Origin of the sequence: Xanthomonas sp. NCPPB 2922 (assembly GCF_041520885.1) — a bacterium.
Lineage (GTDB): Bacteria > Pseudomonadota > Gammaproteobacteria > Xanthomonadales > Xanthomonadaceae > Xanthomonas > Xanthomonas campestris.
Genome location: NZ_JBGOFY010000037.1, coordinates 1 through 19,738, shown reverse-complemented (window position 1 = coordinate 19,738; position 19,738 = coordinate 1). Strand labels below are relative to the sequence as shown.

Below are 19,738 nucleotides of genomic sequence, written 5' to 3'. Positions count from 1 at the left end.
GCATCGCGGTCTCCATCAGGGCAGGTCACGCATCGCAGCCAGCATGCGTGCGCTCGGCAACGCTTGCCTTGCCGAAGTGAAACCATGAACGCAAGCATGCTGCACTGCAGCAAGACGCTTCAGAATTTCAGCTGGCGAACGCTACCGGTGTATCTGTTTTCACCCTTCCCTTAGAGAAACACCATGAAATTTCTGCATTCCATGACCGTCGGGCGACGCCTGGCGTCGGCATTCGCGTTGCTGATCGTCTTACTTGCCGGCTCCACCACCCTGGCGCTGTACGAGTTCAAGACTGTCAAACACCAGGTCGCGATCATCGTCGAAGTCAATAACCGCAAGGCGGCGCTGCTCAACCAAATGCGCGAGAGCAACATGCTCGGCGAGCGTTATCTGCGCGACTTTATGCTGGCAAGCCCGCAACAGCTGCCGGCCGTCGATGCGCAGCTCAAGGCCAATCGCGCACATTACGCGCAGCTGTGGGCGGCGTTGAAACAACTACCAACCAACAGCGACGGCATGCGCGCACGGCAGGCCATCGAAGACAGCCTCACCGCTGCACGCGCCACCAACGGCCGCCTGCTCGACCTGGTGCGCGCTGGCGACCTGGAGGGTGCAAAGCGGCTGCTCAGCGGCCAGGCGCAGCCATTGCTTGAGCGTCGCTCCAAGGCGATTGCCGCCGCGGTGGAATTGCAGAACCAGCAGAATGCCGCCGGTGCCGACACCATTTTGAGCAGCGTTGCGCTGGCAAACCGTGCATTGATCGCCTTCGGCCTGCTCGCGGCCGGCCTGGCCGCCGCGTTGGCGTGGCTGATTTCGCGCAGCCTGGTGCGTCCGCTCAAGCAGGCCACGCAGGTGGCCGAGGCCATCGCGCACGGCAAGCTAGATAACCCGATCGGCCCACAACCGGGCGACGAACCTGGCCAATTGTTGACCAGCATGCGCGGCATGCAGGATCAGCTCAAGGCGGTAGCAGCCGCGCAGCAGGACATGGCGCGCCGGCACGACGCCGGCCAGATCAGCTTCCGCATGGATCAGGCGGCGTTTCCCGGCGAGTACGGCAGCATGGTGCGCGATACCAATGCACTGGTCGCTTCGCATATCGAAGTCAAGATGAAACTGGCGCAGATCATGTCGCGCTATGCCATCGGCGACATGAGCCAGGACATGGACCGCCTGCCCGGCGAGAAGGCCGTGCTCAGCGACACCATGGATGCGGTCAAGCGCAACCTCTCGGCGATGAACAGCCAGATCCAGCTGCTCGCGCAGGCGGCCGCCAATGGCGACTTCAGCGTACGCGGCGACACGCAGCGGTTTCAGCATGATTTTCTGGCGATGGTGGAAAGCCTCAACCAGTTGATGGCCACTGCCGATGGCAACCTCGGTGCGTTGTCCAAGGTGCTGCAAGCCATTGCCGCCGGTGACCTGACCGAACGCATGCACGGCGACTTCCACGGCGTGTTTGCGCAGATGCGTGACGACGCCAACGCCACCACCGAGCAGCTGTCCGGCATTGTTGGGCGCATCCAGCACGCCACGGTGTCGATCAATGCGGCCGCCAGCGAGATCGCGGCCGGCAACAACGATCTCTCGCAGCGCACCGAGCAGCAGGCAGCGAATCTGGAAGAAACCGCTGCCTCGATGGAAGAGCTCACCTCTACCGTCAAGCAGAATGCCGAGCATGCGCGCCAGGCCAACCAGCTGGCGATCGGTGCGGCATCGGTCGCCTCGCAAGGCGGCGCGGTGGTGGCGCAAGTGGTCACCACCATGTCCGGCATCGAAGTGTCATCGAAGAAGATCGCCGAGATCATCAGCGTCATCGACGGCATTGCGTTCCAGACCAATATCCTGGCCTTGAATGCCGCGGTGGAAGCCGCGCGTGCCGGCGAACAAGGCCGCGGGTTTGCCGTGGTCGCTTCGGAAGTGCGCACGCTGGCCCAGCGCTCGGCCGGTGCGGCGAAAGAGATCAAGCACCTGATCGACGACTCGGTGAGCAAGGTGGCCGAAGGCTCGGCGCTGGTGGACCAGGCCGGCACCACCATGGCCGAGATCGTCGCCAGCGTGCAGCGTGTGACCGACATCATGGGCGAGATTTCTGCCGCCTCGCAGGAGCAGTCGTCCGGTATCGAGCAGGTCAACCTCACCGTGACCCAGATGGACGAAGCCACCCAGCAAAACGCCGCTTTGGTCGAAGAAGCCACTGCGGCTGCGCGTTCGATGGAAGAACAGGCCGGCCAGTTGTCCGATGCGGTGTCGATCTTCAAGCTGCAGCAGCAGAGTGCACCGGTGGCGGTTGCCAGCCTGCCCACGGCCACGCGTGTTGCCGGCAAGGCGCCGGCCAGCAAGCAGGCTGCGAGCACAAAGCCCGCATCTGCCAAGCCGCGTGCTGCCGCACGTCCGGTGGCCGCCGTAACGGCTGCCGCTGGGGACTCAAGCTGGCACGAGTTCTAAGCGGTAACCGCGCAACTGCCTGGCCGTCGCCAGGACGGGAGTGTCAGCGCAGCTCAAAACGCCCCGATCCTGTCGGGGCGTTTTGCTATGTGGCGGCCACCGGACGATGGTCCGCGCCCCGGCAGCCGGTATTCCTCGACCCCGCCGTTGGTCGAAAGGTGATCAAGCACACCCTCCTGCGGCCGATACAGACAGCAATGAAGGCTGTCTGGCCCGCACCACGTCGAGGAAGCCCGCATGCACACCACCAAGTCCATTCGTTCTGCGCACCACCTGTTGGGCTGCGCGCTCGGCGTGGCCATGCTGGCGGCCTGCGTGTCGTTGCCGCCGTCACTGGCAACGCCGGCGGCGCCGGCATCGGTGTTGCTGGACAACGTCCCGGTGGGCGCGCTGCAGTCGCTGGCGATCGACCTGGTGCAACTGCGCAACACGCAGCGTGCACAGCTTGCCGCCGCGCACGACCCAGCCCGCATCGACGCCTACGACGAACGCCTGGGCAATCTGCGTCAACGCATCGCGCGCCACGCAGGCTACGTCCAGGCCACCGTGCCGCAAGGCGAACAGGCGCAGCAGTTCGCGCGTGTGCAGCAGCAACTGGGCCAGTACCTGGCGCAACACCGGCAAGCCAATCGCGCCCTGCACGATGGCGATCTGCATACTGCCCAGGCGTTGTCGCTGGGCTATGCCGGCGACACGCGGCACCTGCTGTGGACCGAACTGCAGACCCTGCAGCAATCGGTCGCCAGCGTGAGCAGCATTCCGCGCCGTTGAGGTCGCGGCAAGGCCGCAGCGCATCGCGCGCGGCCCTGCCATCGCAATGCATGCAGCGCTCATTGCCGATCCACGCCAGCGCTTACTCGAAGCACGTGTGCAGTTGCGGTTGCGCAGCGTAACCAGCGATGGATTCACGGTGTTGCCGACCACACGGCAGGACTTGCGATCAACAAAAGCGCAGGCGGCGCCACCTTTAGCCCTGCCGATCGCCCTCGCCTCGTAGATCAGACGCGGAGGTCAGAGATGTCGCGCGCCACTGGCAGCTACTGCTTGCCAAGTGGGTAACGCGTGGCTTCGCTGAAAATCCAGCAGCCGTGCAGCAGCCGCACGAAGATGTCAGTGCGTCACGAGACCGCTGCTCCGACACTAGTGTCTGCGGTAGCCAGCGCTGGCATGCGTGCAACGATCGTCCAGCGCCCTGATGATGCAAACGCGCGCCGGGTCTCAGCTCCTTAGCTGCCCGCCCATCACATTCGCCGCGGCAGCACGCAGGTCACCCAGCGATGCCAACGCGACGCCCAGTGTGTTGCACACCTTCAATTGCCGAGGCCGCCACGGCGCCGACGTTCAGTGCGCTGCGTGCAATCGATTGGTGCACCGCCGGCCGTTTGGCACCCCGCAGCCGCTGAATGCGTAATGCGCTAGCACATTGAGTGTCAAGTCGCGCTCAACATTTCTGCGATCTGGTCGCTATTCGACTTAAGCCTGTCACACATTCCCTAGTTGGATACCCGTCATGACGTTCAAGACCACGATTGCAAAAACGCTGGCCAACGTACCGCTCAAGCGCAAGTTCCTCGCCCAGACGGCGCTGGTGGCGCTGGGCATCATTGCGTTGGCGGTGATCGCCGCGCGCATGCAATACGTGGATCTCACCGACACCCGTCGCGATGGCCTCAAGAGCCAGATCGAGATGGCCATGGCGGTGGTCAACGGCTACCAGGAACGCGCCGAAAAGGGCGAGATGGACGTGGACACCGCCAAGAGCCGCGCACTGGCGACGCTCTCCACCATGCGCGCGCGCGGCGGCGTGGATTACATCTACGTCACCGACCAGGCGCCGGTGATGCTGATGCACCCCACCCGCCCCGACCTCAACGGCAAGCCGCTGAACGATGTGCTGAGCCCGGACGGCAAGCGCATCTTCCCGGCCTTCGTCACTGCCGCGCAGGCCGGCGGCGGGTATGTCGACTACACCTGGGCCAAGCCCGGTGAAAAGGACCCGGTGCAGAAGACCTCTTACGCGTCGCTGTACAAGCCGTGGGGCTGGGTGATCGGCACCGGCGTGTACCTGGACGACACCCAGTCGCAGGCGCTGGTATTCACCGGCATCGTGGCTTTCGCCGGCGGTGTGCTGGTCCTGGTCAACCTGCTGGTGGGCTGGCTGATCGGCAACTCGATCCTGGGGCCGGTGGCGCGCGCATTGGCCGCGATCAAGGGCGTGGCACGCGGCGATTTGAGCGTGCGCACCGACGAGCACGGCAACGACGAAATCGGCCAGATGCTCAAGGCCACCGACGACATGGTGCACACGCTGGAGCGCTTTTCCGCGCAGACCAAGGAGATGATGCACAAGCATGCCGGCGAAGACATCAGCCACCGCATGCCAACCGATTTCCCCGGTGTGTACGGCGAACTGGCCGGTGGCATCAACACCATGATCTTCGAACACCTGGATGCCATCGTCGCTGCGGTTGGCATCCTCAACGAATACGCACAAGGCGATTTGTCGCGCGATGCCACGCGTCTGCCCGGCACCCGCGCGGTGCTGCACGAAGCCATGGACGCGGCCAAGGCCAGCCTGTTGGCGATCAACACCGAGATCAAGCGCCTGGCGCAGGCCGCGGCCAATGGCGACTTCAGCCAGCGTGGCGATGCAACCCGCTTCAAGCACGACTCCGCGCGCATGATCAACGACCTCAACGCGATGATGGACGTCAGCGACCGCAACCTGGGCAAGCTGTCCGAGCTGCTGGCTGCACTGGCCGAAGGCGACCTCACCGCGCGTATGGAAGGCGACTTCCACGGCGTGTTCGCACGCATGCGTGACGATGCCAATACCACCGCGTTGCAGTTGTCGGGCATCGTGGGGCGCATCCAGCAGGCTGCACAGTCGATCACCGGCTCGGCCAGCGAGATCGCTGCCGGCAACAACGATCTGTCGCAGCGCACCGAGCAGCAGGCCGCCAACCTGGAAGAAACCGCTGCCTCGATGGAGGAACTCACCTCCACCGTCAAGCATAACGCCGAAAGCGCCCGCCAGGCGAACCAGCTGGCCATCGGCGCGGCCGGTGTCGCCTCGCAGGGCGGCCATGTCGTGAGCCAGGTGGTGGACACCATGTCCGGCATCCAGACCTCGTCGAAGAAGATCGCCGAGATCATCAGCGTCATCGACGGTATCGCGTTCCAGACCAACATCCTGGCCTTGAACGCGGCGGTGGAAGCGGCGCGCGCCGGCGAACAGGGCCGTGGGTTTGCGGTCGTCGCAAGTGAAGTGCGCACGCTTGCCCAGCGCTCGGCTGGTGCAGCGAAAGAGATCAAGCACCTCATCGACGATTCGGTGGGCAAGGTCACCCAGGGCGCGGCGTTGGTCGACCAGGCCGGCAAGACCATGGCCGACATCGTGTCTTCGGTGCAGCGCGTGACCGACATCATGGGCGAGATCTCCGCCGCCTCGCAGGAACAGTCCGCGGGCATCGAGCAGGTCAACCTCACCATCACCCAGATGGATGAGAGCACCCAGCAGAACGCGGCGCTGGTGGAAGAAGCCACCGCTGCGGCCAATGCGATGCAGCAGCAGGCGCAGCAGCTGGACGATGCGGTGTCTTCGTTCCGCGTCACCGCCACCGTGCCGTCGCTGCGCGCACGCGCCGCACAGCACACCGACGCCCTGCTGGCCAGTTATTGAGTGACGTGTCACGCCCGCCGGCACGGCGGGCTTTTCTCCCCACCATGCAGATCGGCCCAATGACCTCTACGCTCTCTTCCCCACGTCGCGGCGCCAGCCTGGCCTATCGTCTGATGCTGGGGACGGCGGTGGTGGCACTGCTGTGTTCCGGCCTGACTGCCGCCATCACCTACTGGCAAAGCAGCAGCGCGTTGACGGCCTCGGCGCAGGCCACCATGCAGAACGCGGCACGCTATCAGGCCGAGCAGATCGGCAGCGAGCTGGGGCAGGCCCTGACCACCGGCAAGTCCGTGGCCACCACGTTGCTGGTGCAGCGCGCCAACAACAGCATCGACCGCGACACCGCCGCGGCGGTGGTGCACGACCAGCTGCAGGACCATCCCGAGTGGGTCGGCATGGGCACCTTGTGGGAAGCGCAGGCCTTCGACGCGAAAGACAGCGCCTTCGTCAGCGCCAAGGGCCACGACGCCAGCGGCCGCTTCATGACCTACTGGGGACGCGACGGCCAGTCACTGGTGCGCGAACCGCTCACCGATTACGACACCCCGGGCCTGGGCGACTGGAACCTCAAGCCGCGCGAACTTGGCCGCCAGACCGTGGCCGAACCGTACAACTACCAGATCGGCGGCAAGACCGTGCTGATGACCACCTTGTCCACGCCGATCCAGCAAGACGGCACGTTCCTGGGCGTGGTCACCGTGGACATCGCGCTGGCTGCCTTGCAGCAGCGGCTGGGTGCGCTGCGCCCGATGGACAGCGGCTATGTCGAGCTGCTGTCGCCGGGCGGCATTGTGCTGGCCTCGCGCGACACCGCGCGGATTGGCAAGACCTTTGCCGACGCGCGTCATCGCGCCGTGCTCGATGCCATCAAGGCCGGCAAGGACGCGGTCGATTTCGTGCCTGATGAGAACGGCGCGGTGAGCGCCTATGTACCGCTGCAGATCGGCCAGGCGCAGGAACGCTTCGCACTGGGCGTGGTGGTGCCGTACGCCACGATCATGCAGCAGGCGCATCGCCTGCTGTGGACGATTCTGCTGGTGGGCCTGGGCTCGGCACTGGTGCTCAGCATCGCGTTGTTTGCGCTGCTACGCCGCCAGGTGGTGCGCCCGGTCGATGCCGCCGCACGCGTGGCCGATGCCATTGCCTCGGGCAAGCTGGACAACCAGATCGCCGTTCAGCGCCAGGACGAAGTGGGCCGCCTGCTGAGCGCCATGCAGCGCATGCAGAGCGATCTGCGCCAGCGCATCGAACGCGACACCCAGATCGCCAACGAGAACCTGCGCATCCGCACCGCGCTGGAGCACTCGGAGATGGAAGTGCTGCTGGCCGACGAACACCACACCGCGGTATTCATCACCGAGGCGCTGCACACCTCCTTCAAACACGGCGAAGCCGCCTTCCACGCCAAGGGCCAGACCGGCTTCAGCGCCGATGCGGTCGTCGGCCAGCCGTTGGAGTACGTGTTCGGCAGCGATGCCGACGGCAAGGCGCGCACGCAGCGCCTGCAGCAACTCACTGCCACCGTCTCCGAGCGCTACACCTTCGGCCCGGTGACGCTGGACCTCACCATGACCCCGCTGTATGCCGGCGATGGCCGCCGCAGCGGCAGCATGCTGCTGTGGCGCAATGTCAGCGCCGAGGTAAGGGTGCAAAACGAAGTGGCCGCCCTGGTGCAGTCTGCGTTGCTGGGCGACTTCACTCAGCGGTTGGCGCTGCAGGACAAGCACGGCTTCTATCTGGAATTCGGCCGCCAGCTCAACGACCTGGTGGACACCACTGCGCAAGGGCTGGAACGCATCTCGCGCCTGCTCAGCGCGCTGGCCGAGGGCGACCTCACCGTGCGCATGGATGGCGACTTCCAGGACGTGTTTGCGCGCATGCGCGACGACGCCAATGCCACCGTGGCCCAGCTCACCGGCATCGTCTCCGGCATCCAGACCTCGGCCACGCAGATCAATGCAGCCGCCAGCGAAATTGCGGCCGGCAATAACGACCTGTCGCAGCGCACCGAACAACAGGCGGCCAACCTGGAAGAAACCGCCGCCTCGATGGAGGAGCTCACCTCCACCGTCAAACAGAACGCAGAAAGCGCGCGCCAGGCCAACCAGCTCGCAATCGGCGCGGCCAGCGTCGCCTCGCATGGCGGCGAGGTGGTGGCGCAAGTGGTCACCACCATGTCCGGCATCGAAGTGTCTTCGAAGAAGATCGCCGAGATCATCAGCGTCATCGACGGCATCGCGTTTCAGACCAATATTCTGGCGCTGAATGCCGCCGTGGAAGCCGCGCGTGCGGGCGAACAGGGCCGTGGATTTGCGGTGGTGGCCAGTGAGGTGCGTACCCTCGCCCAGCGCTCGGCCGGTGCAGCCAAAGAGATCAAGCACCTGATCGACGATTCGGTGAGCAAGGTGGCGCAGGGCTCCTCGCTGGTGCACCAGGCCGGCACCACCATGGCCGAGATCGTGGCCAGCGTGCAGCGCGTCACCGACATCATGGGGGAGATTTCCGCCGCCTCGCAAGAACAGTCTGCGGGGATCGAGCAGGTCAACCTCACCGTCAACCAGATGGACGAGGCTACCCAGCAAAACGCCGCCCTGGTGGAAGAAGCCACTGCCGCCGCCCGTGCGATGGAAGAACAGGCCGGCCAGCTCAGCGATGCGGTGGCGGTGTTCAAACTGGGCACTACCGCGACGACGACTGCGCCTGTTTCTTTGCCGCGTCGCGCAGCGGTCTCTCCGGCAACGGCGGCGCGCGCATCGGCATCCGTCAAGCACGCACGCACACCCGCAGCAGAGCCGGCCAAAGCGTCAGCCGCATGCCAAAGCAACAAGGAACAGTGGCAGAACTTCTGACTGGCTGGCCGTTCGCTTCGGCCAGCAGCAGCGGACATCTCGATTGCCGGCAAGGCCAAGCCTCCCCTGCTCCTCCAAGCGGCGAACGACAACATCGCAACGACTCACCGTCCCTGGCCCTGGAAAGACCATCTGCTGCGATGCAGCGTTCAGGCACCGCGCGTAAAGAATCCAGGACACGGGCCGTTAGCAACCAGGACATTGTCTCTGCGCAACACCCTGGAGTGAGGAATGAACAAGTTCAACGATTGGCCCATCCGCCGCAAGCTGATGATCGCCTTCTGCCTGAGTGCCGTGCTGACCGCCCTGCTGGGTGGACTCGGCTTTTCACGCATGAAGCAGATGCAGCAGGAAACCGACCTGATCAATCAGGACGTGGTGCCGGTGCTGAGCCGCCTCTCCGAATTGCGTGGTTTCGCCGGCGAATTCCGCGTGTATGAAGTGGGCCAGTTCGTCAATCTGGAAGATCCGGAACGCTATGCGATGTTCTTCAAGCGCATGGACGAGATCCAGGCCAAATACGTCGAAACGCAGAAGGTCCTGGATAGCAAGATCGGCGCCGCCTCGCCGTTGAAGGCCGAGTACGCCAAGCTGACCGATGCCAGCGCACGCTACTTCGCGGCCAACCAGCAGCTGCGTAAGCTCTATGCAGACCCAGACCGCGCCGCCGCAATGGAATTCTCGCGCAAGCAGTCCGGTGAGATCCGCAAGGAACTGTTTGCCTCGGTCGACAAGATGTACGCGCAGCAGTCCAAGGCGCTCGGCGACATGGTCACCGCCAGCGCAGCATCGTTCAAGTTCACCAGTGCGGTACTGCTGCTCGGCACGCTGCTGATGGCCGCACTGTCGGTCACCTTCGGTTGGCTGATCGCCCGCAGCATCACCACCCCGCTGTCCAGGGCGCTGGGTGCCATCCAGGCGGTCTCGCGTGGCGATCTGAGCGTGCAGGTCGGCAAGACCAGCAACGATGAAATCGGCCAGATGCTCGAGGCCACCGGCCGCATGACCCAGATGCTGCGCCGCTTCTCCGACGAGACCGCGCGCATGTCGCACCTGCATGCCGCTGAAGACATCACCCACCGCATGCCGGAAGATTTCCCCGGCGTGTATGGCACGCTGGCCGGCGGCATCAACACGATGATCTTCGAGCACCTGGACGCCATCATCGATTCGGTGCGCATCCTCAACCAGTACGCCCAGGGCGACCTCACCGAAGACGCGCGCCGCCTGCCCGGCAGCCGCGCCGTGCTGCACGAAGCCATGGACGCCGCCAAGGCCAGCCTGCTGTCGATCAACACCGAAATCAAACAGCTGGCACAGGCCGCCGCGGCCGGCGACTTCAGCGCACGTGGCGATGCCGCGCGCTTCAAGTACGACTTCGCGGTGATGGTGGCCGATCTGAATTCGATGATGGAAGTCAGCGACCGCAACCTGGGCAAGCTCTCGCAGCTGCTCGGCGCCGTGGCCGATGGCGACCTCACCGCACGCATGGATGGCGAATTCCACGGCGTGTTCGCACGTCTGCGCGATGACGCCAACGCCACTGTGCAGCGCCTGACCGACATCGTCGGCCGCATCAAGCATTCCACGCTGACCATCAACACTGCCGCCAGCGAAATCGCCGCCGGCAACCAGGATCTGTCGCAGCGCACCGAGCAGCAGGCCGCCAACCTGGAAGAGACCGCTGCCTCGATGGAAGAGCTCACCTCCACCGTCAAGCAGAACGCCGAACACGCCCGCCAGGCCAATCAGCTGGCGATCGGTGCGGCCGATGTGGCGTCGCATGGCGGCAGCGTGGTCGGCCAGGTGGTCACCACCATGTCCGGCATCGAGACTTCTTCGAAGAAGATCGCCGAGATCATCAGCGTCATCGACGGCATCGCGTTCCAGACCAACATCCTGGCCTTGAATGCCGCGGTGGAAGCCGCGCGTGCCGGCGAACAGGGCCGCGGCTTTGCCGTGGTGGCCAGTGAAGTGCGCACGCTGGCGCAGCGCTCGGCTGGCGCGGCCAAGGAGATCAAGGGCTTGATCGACGACTCGGTCAGCAAGGTGGCCGAAGGCTCGGCGCTGGTCCACCAGGCCGGCACCACCATGAGCGAAATCGTCTCTTCGGTGCAGCGCGTGACCGACATCATGAGCGAGATCTCCGCCGCCTCGCAGGAACAGTCGGCCGGCATCGAGCAGGTCAACCAGACCGTGACGCAGATGGACGAAGCCACGCAGCAAAACGCAGCGTTGGTGGAAGAAGCCACCGCTGCGGCGCGTTCGATGGAAGACCAGGCACAGCAGCTCACCGAAGCGGTGGCGCTGTTCCGCCTGTCCACCGAACTCGAATCGGTGACGCGTGCGATGCCGGTGGTACGTGCGCAAGCCGCAGTGGCCCGCCCTGTTGCCAAGGCCGCTGCCCTCGCCAAGCCGAGCAAGCCGGTGGTGCGTGCCGCGCCGCGGGCGGTGACGACCTCGAACGAATCGGATTGGGCGGAGTTTTAAGCGCCCCAGCCGCAACGTCAGTGCTGACAAGACCAAGCCGCGTTTCTGATGGAAACGCGGCTTTTCTTTTGCTCGGTTTGCCGCATTCCTGCAGTGCGCAGCGTCATGGGACACGCGTGTTGAGCACTCTCCATCAAGCACGCGCCTCAGGCGCCTGGCGTTGGCAACGGTGGATTGTTCGTGCCGGCGGCAACGCGGCGCAATGAGCTCCATGCGCTTGTCGAGCTCGCCAGAATCTACATCGCAGCGCTTCGGTCGCGATCGCTTGGTAACGCTTCCGGCGTAAGTTGCCATCCCTAAAGCAGTTTTAGGCTTCATTTGCATAACCGTAGTTATGCAATTTTTGGCATACAGGTATTCAGTTCTGACAGGCGGAGGCCGCTATTGCCCATAGCAGCGCGTGGAACGACCCCATCGGCCGCGCATGCGACAACACCCTTCGCCTCGTCTCACTGGATACTTGTCATGAATGCACTCCTGCAACGCTACAACGTCGGCCGACGGCTAACCGCTGCTTTCGCAGTATTGATCCTGCTGTCAGCAGCCATCGCCCTGATCGGTTACCGGGGTCTGAGCTCTGCGCGGACACTGGTGGATGCGATCGTCAATCAAAACATGGTGAAGATCCGTCTCTCCAACGACATGGTCAATGCCAACTACGCCATTGCCGTCCTGATTCGCAACATCGTGCTGCCCAACACCAGCCAGGAGAACCAACAGTTCGTGGAAGCGTTCAAGCAGGCACGTGCCGACTACACCAAGGCGCGCGACACCTTGTATGCAATGCCCACCAACCCACAGGGACAGGCCATCCGCGACCAGATCGATGGCCTCCGCGCCGAGGTCAAGGGGTTCAACGACAAGGTGGTCGAGCTCGGATTGGCCAACAAGCAGGACGAAGCCCTCGCCCTGTTACAGACCAAGGCAGCACCAGCGTTGCAGCGCTGGCAGGACAAGATCAACGAGAACATCATCCTGCAGGACAAGCTGGCGTCCGAGGCCTCGGCGGTTGCGCTGCAGTCGATGGATGACTCGCGCAAGATGCTGGTGGCCGGCACGGTGCTGGTGGTGCTGCTCAGTGGTGCGCTGGGCCTGTTGATCACCCGCAGCCTGACCCAGCCGCTGAGCCGTGCCACCCGCGCAGCCGAATCGATTGCCGGCGGCAAGCTCGACAACGATGTCGATACGCAAGCCACGGACGAAAGCGGACGTCTGCTCAAGGCAATGAGCAAGATGCAGGACCAGTTGCGCAACCTGATCACCGCACAGACCGACATGGCCAAGCGCCATGACGATGGTCAGATCAGCTTCCGCATCGATGCCTCCGCATTCCCCGGCGACTACGGCCGCATGGCGCACGACACCAACAATCTGGTGGGCTCGCACATCGCAGTGAAGATGCGCCTGGCGCAGATCATGGGCCGCTATGCGATTGGTGATCTCAGCGAAGACATGGACAAGCTGCCCGGCGAAAAGGCCGTGCTCACCGAGACGATGGCGCAGGTCAAGGTCAACCTGTCTGCGATGAACCACGAAATCAAGCACCTGGCGCAGTCCGCCGCCAACGGCGACTTCAGCGCACGCGGCGATGCCGAGCGCTTCCAGTACGACTTCCGGGTGATGGTGGACAGCCTCAACACCTTGATGTCCACCGCCGATGGCAACCTGCAGTCGCTCTCGAGCCTGTTGCAGTCGATCGCCGCCGGCGACCTCACCGCACGCATGAGTGGCGAATTCCGCGGCGTGTTCGCGCAGATGCGCGATGACGCCAATGCGACTGCCACGCAGCTGGCCGAGATTGTCGGCAGCATCAAGACCTCGGCAGTGTCGATCAAGGGTGCGGCCAGCGAAATTGCGGCCGGCAACCAGGACTTGTCGCAACGCACCGAACAGCAGGCCGCCAATCTGGAAGAAACCGCGGCTTCGATGGAAGAGCTCACCTCCACCGTCAAGCAGAACGCCGAAGGTGCGCGCCAGGCCAATCAGCTGGCCATCGGTGCGGCCAGCGTGGCTGCGCAAGGTGGCGACGTGGTTGCTAAGGTGGTCGAGACCATGACCGGCATCGAAGCCTCGTCGAAGAAGATCGCCGACATCATCTCCGTCATCGACGGCATTGCCTTCCAGACCAACATCCTTGCCTTGAACGCTGCGGTGGAAGCGGCACGTGCCGGCGAGCAAGGCCGCGGGTTTGCGGTGGTGGCATCGGAAGTGCGCACGCTTGCGCAGCGCTCCTCGGGCGCCGCCAAGGAGATCAAGGACCTCATCGACGACTCGGTGCAGCGCGTGGCCGAAGGCTCCGCACTGGTGCACACCGCCGGCAAGACCATGGGCGAAGTGGTGGCCAGCGTGCAGCGCGTCACCGACATCATGGGCGAGATCTCCGCGGCTTCGCAGGAGCAGTCGGCCGGCATTGAGCAGGTCAACCAGACCATCACCCAGATGGACGAGACCACCCAACAGAACGCCGCGCTGGTGGAAGAAGCCACTGCCGCTGCGCGCTCGCTGGAGGAACAGGCCGTGCAGCTCACCGAAGCAGTGGCCGTGTTCAAGACCGACGCCGGCTATGTGGCCGCACCGCTGCAGCAGGCGTCACGCCCGGCGGTCACCCCGGCGATCAAGGCGAAAGTGGTCGCTGCCGGCCGCACACCGGCGTCCAAGCCACGCGCCGTCGTCACCACTGCCAGCAACGAGGCCAGCTGGCAGGAATTCTGACTGAATGAAGCCAGCCGGCCTCCAGGCCGGCTGGCTCAAGGGCAACCGGGCGCCGCCGATACGCTGCGTACGCCTACGAGAATTCTTCATGACCACGTCGCCCGCGCTGTCGTCCAAGCCCGCTCTCCCATGCCCACGTCGCTGGACGCACCGATGGGATGACCTGGGTATCAGCCGCAAACTCGGTCTGATCGGGGTGCTGGCCCTGGTCGGCCTGGTCATCCCGGTGGTGCTGTATAGCGGCAAGCTCAATGAGAGCGTCACCATCAGCAGCAATGAACTGCGCAGCTATGGGCCATTGGCCAGGATGCTGGGGCTGATCACCGACCTGCACGCCGAACATGTGGATAGCGGTGACGCCGCCACCGCGGCCGCAACACGCGCAGACAACGATCTGCAGGCCTTGCTGACCACCACCGCCACGCTGGAAGGGTTCGAGCGCAGCCAGAAGGCACTCACCGCCTTGCAGCAGCGCAGCGCCGGCAAGGATGCAGCGGCCTACACCGGTCTAAGCGAACACGCCTTCGCCGCACTGGATGCAATGCGCGATGACAGCCAATTGGTCTACACCCCCTATATCGAGAGCTACCACCTGGTGGTGGCCACCCTGATCTACAGCCCGGACGCAACCGAGTCGCTGACCCGGCTGGATGCCGCCAGCGACCCATCGCAGGCCGGCGAAAGCACCGCCATGCTGCGTGAGCAGCTGGGCCAGCTGCAACGCAACCATGCCCGTTTCCGCCATGAGCTGGAAAAGGCGATGGGCTTGCTGGAGCAGCCCGACCCCGCGCTGGCAGCCGCAGCGCAGACCGAGGCAACCCAGGCCAAGACCGCGCTCGCCGCATTGAGCGCTGCCCTGGACGGCAACGATGCCCAGGCAGACGTGCAGTGGAATGCGGCACTGGATGCGGTGGGCCAGGCGATGCAACAACTCAGCAGCGTCTCGCTGCAAGCCCTGCAACGGCAATCCGAGCGTCACCTGGCTGCGGCACGCAATGCGATGTGGCAAGCCATTGCCGGCTTGTCGGTGCTGGCCTTGCTGATCGCCGGCCTGTGCTGGTACACGCTCTCCGCCCTCACCCGCAACGTGCGGCGCGCCGCCAGCGTGGCTGCGCAGATTGCCCGCGGCCAGCTGGACGAACACATCGTGCCGCCCAGCCAGGATGAAACCGGCCAGCTGCTGGACAATATGCGCAAGATGCAGGAGCAGCTCCAGCGCGTGCTGGCAGCGCAATCGGAGATGGCGCAGCGCCACGACGCTGGCCAGATCAGCTACCGCATGGACGCCGACAGCTTCCCCGGCGACTACGGCACCATGGTGCGCGACACCAACGCCTTGGTCGGCTCGCATATCGCAGTGAAGATGCAGCTGGCGCAGATCATGTCGCGCTATGCCATCGGCGATTTGAGCCAGGACATGCAGCGCCTGCCCGGCGAAAAGGCCGTGCTGACCGACACCATGGACATGGTGAAGGCCAACCTCTCGGCGATGAATACCGAAATCAACTTGCTGGCGCAGGCCGCGGCCAACGGCGACTTCAGCGTGCGTGGCGATGCACAACGCTTCCAGTACGACTTCCGCGCCATGGTGGAGAGCCTCAACACCTTGATGGCCACTGCCGATGGCAACCTGGAAGCCTTGTCTGCCGTGTTGCGGGCCATCGCGGCCGGCGACCTCACCACGCGCATGCAGGGCGAGTTCCATGGCGTGTTTGCACGCATGCGCGACGACGCCAACGCCACGGTGAGCCAGCTGGCCGATATCGTGGGCCGCATCCAGCGCTCCACCGACACCATCAACGATGCCGCCAGTGAAATTGCCTCTGGCAATCAGGACCTGTCGCAGCGCACCGAGCAGCAGGCCGCCAACCTGGAAGAAACCGCCGCGTCCATGGAGGAACTCACCTCCACCGTGCGCAACAATGCCGACCACGCACGCCACGCCAATCAGCTGGTGCTGGGTGCGGCGCAGGTGGCGTCGCAAGGTGGCGAGATGGTGAGCCAGGTAGTCGGCACCATGGCCGGCATCCAGGCAGCGTCGAAGAAGATCGCCGACATCATCTCTGTGATCGACGGCATCGCCTTCCAGACCAATATCCTGGCACTGAACGCCGCGGTGGAAGCTGCGCGTGCCGGCGAACAGGGCCGTGGCTTTGCGGTGGTGGCCAGTGAAGTGCGCACGCTGGCGCAGCGCTCGGCCGGTGCGGCGAAGGAGATCAAGCAGCTGATCGAAGATTCGGTACAGCGGGTCGAACACGGCAACCAATTGGTGGGACAGGCCGGCCAGACCATGCAGGAAATCGTCAGCTCGGTGCAGCGCGTGACCGACATCATGGGCGAGATCTCCGCTGCTTCGCAGCAGCAGTCGCAGGGTATCGAGCAGGTGGGCCAGACCATCACCCAGATGGACCAGGCCACCCAGCAGAACGCCGCGCTGGTGGAAGAAGCCACCGCCGCCGCCCGCGCGATGGAAGAACAGGCCCAGCAGCTGCGCGATGCGGTCTCGGTGTTCCGCCTGCAGGCCGCATCGGCACGGCCGGTACTGGGGCGCGCGGCCTGAGCCACGCTGCCGGCGCTTGCAAAGCGAGCGTTGGCAGTTGCTTCCTCCCGATGACCGGCATTCCAGCCGCATCACCTTCATAGTCGGCCCGGCCTGCAGCAAGGCCGGGCCGCTTGCGTTAAAGCGCAACGCGCAGCACAGCGCCGGCGCGATCGCATCAAGCCGGCTGCGCAGGGCAAGCCTTGTTTGGTCTGAGGCGCACTTCGGATCATTTGCACAGACGCCAACACGCCAACACGCATGCCACCCCTGCCCTTCGTGACACGGGCACTGCGGTTCCTACCGGCGTGTGCCGCGACAGCTGCAATTGCTGCAGCACCATTGCAGGTGCGGTTACGCCACCGCGTGCGCATCGGCAGCGCACCCGCCCAGGCCTCGTGACGCCGCCCCTTGCCCAAGCAGCGGCAACCAAACCGTGATGCGCGTCGTGAGCACTGCGTGCACAGCCATTGCAGCGCTCACCCTGAAAACGCCTGAAAACACGGCATTTCGGCAGCGATCTACACACGCAGCTCACCTCCGTGACGCTGAACCATATGGAAACGGTCACGACTGTTCAGTGCTCAAGCGCAGCGCCGTTACCGGACACAAGCAAACGCGCACCGGCGCGGCATGACGTGCACACCGCACACTCCTGCCCCAGCCGCCACGTCTGCCCAGCTCCGGACAGCCGCGCCTCCCCTACGCGTGCCTGGCCAGGGCGCTACCGCCCTCCCATGCCACCTGCTTGAGACCCGAAATGATCGCTTTCCTTCAACGCTACAACGTGGGCACGCGCCTGAGCTTTGCCTTCGGCACACTGATCCTGTTGTCCTGCGCCCTGGTGGCTGCGGGCCTCTACACGCTGGCGCAGGCACGCGAACGGTTGGACACCGTGGTCAACCGCAACATCACGATCATGCAGCACCTGCAGGACATGACCGACGACACCTCGGTAATCGCCGTGCAGCTGCGCAACCTGGTACTGCCCACTTCGCAGGAAGACAATCTGCGCTTTGCGGCCCTGATCAAGGACCGTGCAAAGGCCTACGAACAGACCCGCCAGACCTTGTACGTGTTTTCGGCATCGCCGGAAGCCCAGACCATCCGCGACAAGATCGATGCGGCCAGCGCCGCTGCCGCCAAGGCCAACGCGCAAGTGGCCGAACTGGGGCTCGCCTCCAAATCCGACGAAGCGCTGGCCATGCTGATGCAGCAAGCCGCCCCCGCCACCGAAGCGTGGCAGAGCGCCCTGGCCGAGTATTCGGCACTGCAGCGCAAGCGCGCCAAGACCGCCTATGAAGACGCCACCGCCGCAATGGCACGTGGCCGCGCCATGTTGATCGGCGGCGGCATTGCCGTGCTGTTGTTCAGTGGCTTGCTCGGCTGGATGATCACCCGCAGCCTGGTGCGCCCGCTCAGCCAGGCCACGCTGGCTGCCGAGGCGATCGCCAACGGGTCTCTCGACAACGATGTGCGCAGCACCGCCAACGATGAAACCGGCCGTCTGCTGCACGCCATGGACCGCATGCAGAGCCAGGTGCGCAACCTGATCACCGCACAGCTCAACATGGCCAAGCGCCACGAAGAAGGCCAGATCAGCTTCCGCATGGATGCCGCCGCATTCCCCGGTGACTTCGGCCGCATGGCCAGCGACACCAACGAACTGGTGGCCAGCCACATCAAGGTGAAGATGCAGACCATCCACCTGGTGGAGCGCTACGCCATCGGCGACCTGAGCGAAGACATGCCGCGCCTGCCCGGCGAAAAGGCCGCCATCACCGCGGCGATGGATCAGGTCAAGACCAACCTGTCCACCATGAACCAGCAGATCAAGCACCTGGCGCAGGCCGCGGCCAGCGGCGACTTCACCGCACGCGGCGATGCCGACAAGTTCCAGTTCGACTTCCGCCTGATGGTGCAGAGCCTCAACACCTTGATGTCCACTGCCGACGGCAACCTGCAATCGCTGTCCAGCCTGTTGCAGTCGATCGCCGCCGGCGACCTCACCGCACGCATGACCGGCCAGTACCAGGGCGTGTTCGCACAGATGCGCGACGACGCCAATGCCACCGCCGAACAGCTGGCCAGCATCGTCGGCCGCATCCAGCATGCCGCCGATGCAATCGGCCTGGCCTCCAGCGAAATCGCCTCGGGCAACCAGGATCTGTCGCAGCGCACCGAGCAGCAGGCCGCCAATCTGGAAGAAACCGCCGCCTCCATGGAAGAACTCACTTCCACGGTGAAGCAGAACGCCGAGCACGCCAGCCAGGCCAATCAGCTCGCCATCGGCGCCGCGGCCGTGGCCTCGCAAGGTGGCGAAGTCGTCGCCAAGGTGGTCACCACCATGGCCGACATCCAGGGCTCTTCCAAGAAGATTGCCGAGATCATCAGCGTCATCGACGGCATTGCCTTCCAGACCAACATCCTGGCCTTGAATGCCGCGGTGGAAGCGGCGCGCGCCGGCGAACAAGGCCGCGGCTTTGCGGTGGTGGCTTCTGAAGTGCGCACCCTCGCCCAGCGTTCGGCCGGTGCGGCCAAGGAGATCAAGCACCTCATCGATGATTCGGTGGGCAAGGTTACCCAGGGCGCGGCGCTGGTCGATCAGGCCGGCACCACCATGGCCGATATCGTGGCCAGCGTGCAGCGCGTGACCAACATCATGGGCGAGATTTCCTCTGCCTCGCAGGAGCAGTATTCGGGCATCGAGCAGGTCAACCAGACCGTGACCCAGATGGACGAAACCACGCAGCAGAACGCCGCGCTGGTGGAAGAAGCCACCGCCGCCGCCCGCGCGATGGAAGAACAGGCCCAGCAGCTCACCGAAACGGTGGCCGTGTTCAAGCTCGCCGCGCAGGCACCGGTGGCACGCCAGCTCTCGGCCATTGCCAGCGCACCGGGCAATGCCCGCTCCGCCGCACGCCCGGCGGCGCGTACCACCGTGGCAGCTGCAGCGCCGCGCCCGGTGCGCACCGCACCTGCCACCACTGCCGATCAGTCCGACTGGCAGGAGTTCTA

The 19,738-nt window shown here is 64.7% G+C and carries 8 protein-coding genes; all 8 read left to right on the top strand.

Annotated elements, in window-relative coordinates:
• The first annotated feature begins 183 nt into the window (after positions 1 to 183).
• Complete coding sequence (locus ACD584_RS21390; RefSeq protein ID WP_076036890.1) at positions 184 to 2,448, top strand: methyl-accepting chemotaxis protein; 2,265 nt, start codon at positions 184 to 186, stop codon at positions 2,446 to 2,448.
• A gap of 237 nt (positions 2,449 to 2,685) precedes the next feature.
• Positions 2,686 to 3,219 carry a hypothetical protein gene (locus tag ACD584_RS21385; RefSeq protein WP_076036889.1) on the top strand — a complete coding sequence of 178 codons (534 nt, stop codon included), beginning with the start codon at positions 2,686 to 2,688 and terminating at the stop codon, positions 3,217 to 3,219.
• 739 nt (positions 3,220 to 3,958) lie between these two features.
• Positions 3,959 to 6,130 carry a methyl-accepting chemotaxis protein gene (locus tag ACD584_RS21380; protein WP_175611643.1) on the top strand — a complete coding sequence of 724 codons (2,172 nt, stop codon included), beginning with the start codon at positions 3,959 to 3,961 and terminating at the stop codon, positions 6,128 to 6,130.
• Positions 6,131 to 6,189: 59 nt separating this feature from the next.
• Positions 6,190 to 8,979, top strand: a complete 2,790-nt coding sequence (locus ACD584_RS21375) for a methyl-accepting chemotaxis protein (protein WP_175611642.1) — start codon at positions 6,190 to 6,192, stop codon at positions 8,977 to 8,979.
• 231 nt (positions 8,980 to 9,210) lie between these two features.
• Entirely contained in the window at positions 9,211 to 11,469 is a 2,259-nt protein-coding gene (locus ACD584_RS21370; RefSeq protein ID WP_076036887.1) for a methyl-accepting chemotaxis protein, read from the top strand.
• A 465-nt stretch (positions 11,470 to 11,934) separates the two neighbouring features.
• Positions 11,935 to 14,181, top strand: a complete 2,247-nt coding sequence (locus tag ACD584_RS21365; RefSeq protein WP_076036886.1) for a methyl-accepting chemotaxis protein — start codon at positions 11,935 to 11,937, stop codon at positions 14,179 to 14,181.
• Positions 14,182 to 14,269: 88 nt separating this feature from the next.
• A complete protein-coding gene (locus tag ACD584_RS21360; RefSeq protein WP_116923871.1) occupies positions 14,270 to 16,741 on the top strand; it encodes a methyl-accepting chemotaxis protein in 2,472 nt (823 codons plus the stop codon).
• Positions 16,742 to 17,480: 739 nt separating this feature from the next.
• A partial coding sequence (locus tag ACD584_RS21355; RefSeq protein ID WP_076036885.1) for a methyl-accepting chemotaxis protein occupies positions 17,481 to 19,738 on the top strand: 2,258 nt, incomplete at its 3' end.